Genomic DNA, 5,917 nt, shown 5'->3' on the forward strand with positions numbered 1-5,917 from the left:
TCCAAATATATCAGCGCAACTCAATTTATATCGGCGATTTTTCAGTTATATCGACTTACCGACAAAGCCTGACAATCTACGCAAAAAGAAAGAGGCTGCCCGTTATGGTAGCCTCCCTTATTTTTAGAAGAATAAATGTAAGAAATCTTCTGTTGTAATGTTACCGAAGTAGCGTGCGATATCTACGCCTTCTAAAGCTGCAGTGAATGCATCTTTATCGAACTGAATGCCTGTTAGACGCTCTTCAATATCATGAACATCTAGTGAACCGAAGAAGTCGCCGTAAATTTTGCATTCTGTTACTGTTCCTTTTTTCACTTCCAGACGAACGTCAACTTGTCCAACTGGGAAGCGGTGTGAATGTTGTAAGTTGAACTTCGGTGATTTTCCGTAGTTCCAATCCCAATTTTGGTAACGTTCTTCAGAAAGTTTGTGGATCTCTTTCCAATCATGTTCTGTTAATTCGTACGTTGGGATTTCTGTTTCTCCTTCGAAAATTGTTTCTAGAAGAAGTTGTCTGAACTCTTCTGTCGTCATTTCTTCGTTTAGAAACTCTGTAATGTTCGCAACGCGGCTACGGATTGATTTAATTCCTTTTGATTGAATCTTATCCATTTTTACTTTTAGCGCTGATACGACGTGATCGATTTCAGAGTCAAATAGTAACGTACCGTGACTGAACATACGACCTTTCGTTGAGAACTGCGCGTTACCTGAAATTTTTCTACCTTCAGCTAAAATGTCGTTACGACCACTTAGTTCTGCATTTACGCCTAATTTACCAAGCGCTTTCGTTACAGGCTCAGTAAATTTTTTGAAGTTACTGAAACTATCTCCATCATCTTTCGTAATAAAGCTGAAGTTTAAGTTTCCTAAATCATGATATACTGCTCCTCCGCCTGATAGACGACGAACGACATGAATACCTTTTTCTTTTACGTAATCTGCATTAATTTCTTCTACTGTGTTTTGGTTTTTACCAATGATAATCGAAGGCTCATTAATGTAAAACAGTAAATATGTTTCGTTAATATCTAAATTCTTCACACAATATTCTTCAATCGCTAAGTTTATTCTAGGATCTGTAATTCCTTTATTATCAATAAATAACATCGTATCACCTCATGAGTTCCATACGTAGCCACTATGCGCTAGCGTAATATGGCCACTGAAAATTTGTTTTGCTTCTGTTACTAAATCAGATGGGTTGCCTGTATGCGGTAAGTGCGTTAATAAAAGTTCTTTTACATTCGCATCTTTTGCAATACTTGCTACTTCTGTACTATTCATATGCCCTGCTTTTGCAGCCTCTTGATGTGCATACATATTACACTCACAAATGAAAAGATCAGCATCTTTTGTGAATGGAATGAATTCAGGAATATAACTTGAATCAGCGCTGTATACTACAGCATCATCTCCAGCTGTAATACGCATCGCAAAGCATGTAACAGGATGAACAGTTTTTAAGAACGAAATCGAGAATGGTCCAACTTGAAGTGTTTCTTCTGGATTGTACACGATTCCTTTCGTATGTGGTTCATGTGTTAAAGAATGGAATCCATTCTCGTCAAACGTATGACCGTATATTGGTAATTCCGGTAGTTGCCTTGTTGTCGCACTCGTAATTAATCTCGCATATTGCAATACCCCAATGTCCGCAACATGATCGTGATGATAGTGTGACAGTACAACTGCATCTATATCAGATGGTGTTATATATTTTTGAAGCTGTGCTAGTACACCACTACCACAGTCTACAAGTAAACGAAAACCATCGTGTTCAAACAAATACCCCGACGTTGCTTCTCCCGCTTCTGGAAAGCCGCCCCAAAAGCCGACAACAGTCATTTTCATATGTATCCATCCTTTCTAAAACCGAGTAGGAATGCAGTTTTTCTCCGTACTTGAGAAAGTTTTTTACTTACATCCTACATTGTTAACTATAATCCATTTCCTAAACTTTTTCATTAATTTTCAATTTTGTTATAAAACAGTTGTTGACTTTTATTTTTTGTACTAATACAATGATAGTAAGAAATGGAAATGGAGGGATTGACATGATCGATCAACCAATGGAGTTTTTCAGAAATTTACCGACGAAAACTTGTGCGCACTGTGGGAAAGAAATTGATGAGCAACACGAAGCATACCATAACAAATGTGACGATTGCGTTCACGAAGAATAGTAGTTTGTGAACATAAAAAAACCTAGCAGACATAGTCTACTAGGCTAATAACATCTTATCCTTCATCGTTGAACCTTTCACCAAGAGCTCCAGTTCAAACTCATACAATTCTTTTTTTCGATAATTTTTCGTATGGATTTTATCCATCATCAGGTCGACAACTTTTCGGGCCATTTCATCAATTGGCTGTTCAATTGTCGTAATACCTGGTTCTGTAATCTGCGATAATATTTGATTATCAAAACCGATAACAGCGAGATCATCTGGAATGCTCAAGTTATGGTGCTTCGCCTCTGAGATAATTCCAGCTGCTACCTCATCGCCTCCTGCCAAAATCGCGGTAGGATTTTTTTTGTCCTTTAATACTTCATGGAATATTCGTTTTCCATCCTCCCAAGAGAAAGCGTTTTCAAGAAAATCAATCGCTTCTACTTGGCGGCTCTTCTCAGTTATTGCACGTAAAAAGCCCATTTTTCGCTGCTGGCTAACTAATTTGGTTTCGTTACCACGGCAAAAAATAAGATTACGATACCCTTGATCTAACACATGCTTCGCAGCTATGTATGCTCCTTGCGCATGATCAAACTTCACTGTTGGAATATTTGCTTCCTCAATATATTCATTACATAACACGATTGGACCGTGCTGTAAGTATGGCTCTACATCTTCCCACGGATTTTCTAGTGAACATAGAATAATCCCATCTACTTGTTTCGTAGATAATAATTGTAAATACTCCATCTCTTTTTCTGGTAAATATCTTGTTTGACAAATAATCAGTTTATATTTATGTTCAGAAGCTGCAATCTCGATTGCTTCAATAAATCTACTGAAAAAAGGATTTGTAATCCTTGGAACTAGCACCGCAATTGTTTCCGTTTTTTGTTTACGAAGCCTTCTCGCCGCAGAATTAGGAACGAAGCCTAAATGCTTCATTGCTAATTGAACCCTTTTTTTCTTCTCATCTGAAACATATGGATGATTATTAATCACCCTAGAAACCGTTGTCCTTGATAACCCCGCTAATTTCGCCACGTCCTCTATAGTCGACACGAAATTCTCCCCCTTTGCATGAAAACGTTTTCTTAAATTGATTATATAGTATATTATTGGAAACTGCAATATCGGTTGTTATGATTTTACTATATTAATATTATACATAGGAAAAAGTCTGTTAATGCAGGGGCAATATACTGCTTTTAGAAATTTACAGTAGGTACATTCCTTTTCTTAATACCATATATCCTTTATTCCATATAAAAGCCCATCAATACGTCGTCTCCATATGATCCATCTTCATATTTAATTTGCTTTCGTTGTCTGCCTTCTTCTACAAATCCCATACGTTTGTACACTGTAATTGCCCGATCATTAACAGAAACTACACCTAAGCAAATTTTCTCTAAACCTTTCTGCCCTTTCGCCCAACTAATAAGAAATTCAATTAATTTCGTACCGATGCCTTGATTACAATACGCCTCTTTAATCCCCATTCCCATTGTGCCTGCGTGTTGTAACCGTTCTAGTTCATATCGTTTGAAAAGTAAAAAGCCTACCACCTTATAATCTACTTCATACACGATATAAAGATTACCTTTCTCATTACTTTTCCGTATCTTTTCTCTTTCTGCATCAATATCATTCGGCAATTTCTTTGGAGATACTATGAAAAACTTTGTAGTACTTTCCGATAATATAATTTCTTTTCTAATGTTCATTATTGCTTCTGCATCAGCCTCTTTTACTAATCGTATCACTGAATCACCTCGTACTTTTTCTTTTAAAAAATAATATTAAAACTATAAAACGTCCAATATGCAATATTGCATATTGAGAATCTTTTTACTCTTGATACAATATTCATACATCAAAATAAAAGGAATGTATGCAATGAATCCAATCTTAACAGCTGCAAAACAACTATTACATAAAGAAGAAAAGATTTTATCTACTTTAAAATGTTCACTTACTGGCTATATGATTACGCATAAAGTCCCGTATCCTGGCATGTTACTTGCTACTAATAAAAGACTGCTCTTTTTTAGCCAATATAAAAACACATTCATTGCCGAATTTGATTATGAAAAAATTCTATCCATAGAAACGAAGAGAAGAATCTTTGATAAAAAAATAATATTTTATTATGAAGATGAATATATAACGCTTGGATACATTACAAGTTCGAATGTTGAAGCGTTCATAGACTTACTACAAAGAAACAGCAAGACTAGCACAGACTTATAATCAGCGGGGATCCCCTCGCTGATTCATTATTTTAACTCCTCCCACTTCGTCCAAACTTCTCTCCCGTTTATACGGTACATATTATCCTCTCTATCCATAAACCCCTGTACAATAAATTCACGTCTAATTGTACAAAAATCATCATGATATTGTTTTATAAATGTATTAATTTCTTTTTCTGTATATTGATTTCCAGCATTTAATTTGCTAATTAAATGCTCTAACAATACTAGTTTTTTCTTCTTTTGACCTGGAATCGATTTTAAACGATCCTCTTTATCGAAAAAGTTACGAATGGTCGTATCACGGAATTTCATTTCGCTCTCTGTCATTTTTTATCCTCCATCGGTTTTTATACAATAAAATTTATCGTTTATCTTTACTATCCTTCTTCATTCTTTCACTTACAACATCCATAAAGTAATATCCACTAATTAGCACATAGTAAACTACAAGTATCCCTAGTGCATCTTTCATACTTGTATATTTTTCTTTATGAAACAAGATAGGTGAAAGGGCGTAAACAAGAAAGATGATTAGCGGATTTACGATAAAATAATAAGTAAGATTTCCTCTCATCATATCAGCTCCTCTACCCTATGTTTCTCTGTAAATTATTGTAATTCCTTTTCTTTCGTTTCTATAGCTTTTAGAAAGATTTATAGATGAACTAAGGAAACGATGCCCTATATTTTAAAAAAAAAGCACCAAAAAGGTGCTTTTTTTACGCTTCAATCGATTGATTTTCAGCAATATTTTTAAATTGTCGTTTGTGCATCAAAGTTAAGGAAGCAATCGTTCCAAGTGATAATACAACGATAAAGGTCATGAGCATTCCTATGTTTTTCCACATGAAGTCAAAGTCTCCACTCGATACGACTGCTTTAAATCCTGATACAGAGTATGTCATCGGTAACCAAGCATGAAATGGTTGTAAAAACTTCGGAATCAATTCTAGTGGGAATGTTCCGGCACTCGTTGTAAGCTGCATAATTAATGTAATGATGGCGATAAAACGGCCTGCATCACCGAATGCTGTTACTAAACATTGAATTAATGCGATAAATGCTAAACTTGTAATGATACTAAAGAGTATGAAGTACGGAATACTTTGTACTTCTACACCTAATCCGAACAGTAATATGACATCTGCTACTATCGCTTGAATAATACCGACCGATAGTAAAACACCGAACTTACTAATAAACCAGCTAAATCCTGATTTTGGAACACCGACTGTATCACGTAATGGATATACAATTGATAATAGTAATGCCCCAACGAATAAACCGAGTGATAAGAAATACGGCGTAAATCCAGTTCCGTAGTTTGGCACTTCCGCCATTTTCTCCGTCTTCACTTTTACAGGACTTGCAAACATATCATACGTTTTATCCGTCCCTTTTACTTCACCAGTTTTCTCTGCCCCTTCGCCAAGTTTCTCTGCAAGTTCACCTGAACCATCGTTTACTTTCACTAGTCCA

The 5,917-nt window shown here is 35.7% G+C and carries 9 protein-coding genes; 2 read left to right on the forward strand and 7 right to left on the reverse strand.

The genetic code is table 11. The annotated features are described in order from the left end of the window. Nucleotides 1–123: 123 nt before the first annotated feature. Together lplA and MR170_RS29390 are read right to left on the reverse strand one after the other, a co-directional pair. Complete coding sequence (lplA, locus tag MR170_RS29385; RefSeq protein ID WP_016082564.1) at nt 124–1,113, reverse strand: lipoate--protein ligase; 990 nt, start codon at nt 1,111–1,113, stop codon at nt 124–126. Nucleotides 1,114–1,122: 9 nt separating this feature from the next. Beyond that, complete coding sequence (locus tag MR170_RS29390; RefSeq protein WP_016082565.1) at nt 1,123–1,857, reverse strand: MBL fold metallo-hydrolase; 735 nt, start codon at nt 1,855–1,857, stop codon at nt 1,123–1,125. 203 nt (nt 1,858–2,060) lie between these two features. On the opposite strand from MR170_RS29390, the gene yhfH reads away from it, so the two are divergent. Beyond that, nucleotides 2,061–2,189 carry a protein YhfH gene (gene yhfH, locus MR170_RS29395; protein ID WP_000567010.1) on the forward strand — a complete coding sequence of 43 codons (129 nt, stop codon included), beginning with the start codon at nt 2,061–2,063 and terminating at the stop codon, nt 2,187–2,189. A 39-nt stretch (nt 2,190–2,228) separates the two neighbouring features. Here yhfH and MR170_RS29400 read toward each other — a convergent pair whose 3' ends face one another. Together MR170_RS29400 and MR170_RS29405 are read right to left on the reverse strand one after the other, a co-directional pair. Beyond that, nucleotides 2,229–3,242, reverse strand: coding sequence for a LacI family DNA-binding transcriptional regulator (locus tag MR170_RS29400; RefSeq protein WP_016082566.1), 1,014 nt, complete (start codon nt 3,240–3,242; stop codon nt 2,229–2,231). A 194-nt stretch (nt 3,243–3,436) separates the two neighbouring features. Further along, complete coding sequence (locus MR170_RS29405; RefSeq protein WP_016082567.1) at nt 3,437–3,946, reverse strand: GNAT family N-acetyltransferase; 510 nt, start codon at nt 3,944–3,946, stop codon at nt 3,437–3,439. Nucleotides 3,947–4,079: 133 nt separating this feature from the next. Here MR170_RS29405 and MR170_RS29410 point away from each other — a divergent pair, with 133 nt between their 5' ends. Beyond that, nucleotides 4,080–4,433: a PH domain-containing protein gene (locus MR170_RS29410; protein ID WP_070757229.1), complete on the forward strand. Its 354-nt coding sequence runs from the start codon at nt 4,080–4,082 to the stop codon at nt 4,431–4,433. 26 nt (nt 4,434–4,459) lie between these two features. On the opposite strand, the gene MR170_RS29415 is transcribed toward MR170_RS29410, so the two are convergent. From MR170_RS29415 to MR170_RS29425, 3 genes are all read right to left on the reverse strand, one after another. Further along, nucleotides 4,460–4,765 carry a DUF2087 domain-containing protein gene (locus MR170_RS29415; protein ID WP_088114378.1) on the reverse strand — a complete coding sequence of 102 codons (306 nt, stop codon included), beginning with the start codon at nt 4,763–4,765 and terminating at the stop codon, nt 4,460–4,462. Between the two features lie 34 nt (nt 4,766–4,799). Further along, a complete protein-coding gene (locus MR170_RS29420; protein ID WP_016082570.1) occupies nt 4,800–5,015 on the reverse strand; it encodes a hypothetical protein in 216 nt (71 codons plus the stop codon). Between the two features lie 142 nt (nt 5,016–5,157). Beyond that, a partial coding sequence (locus MR170_RS29425; protein ID WP_242310447.1) for a YhgE/Pip family protein occupies nt 5,158–5,917 on the reverse strand: 760 nt, incomplete at its 5' end.

The sequence above is a fragment of the Bacillus cereus group sp. BfR-BA-01524 genome (assembly GCF_022662595.1).
In the GTDB taxonomy this organism is placed as follows: domain Bacteria; phylum Bacillota; class Bacilli; order Bacillales; family Bacillaceae_G; genus Bacillus_A; species Bacillus_A thuringiensis_S.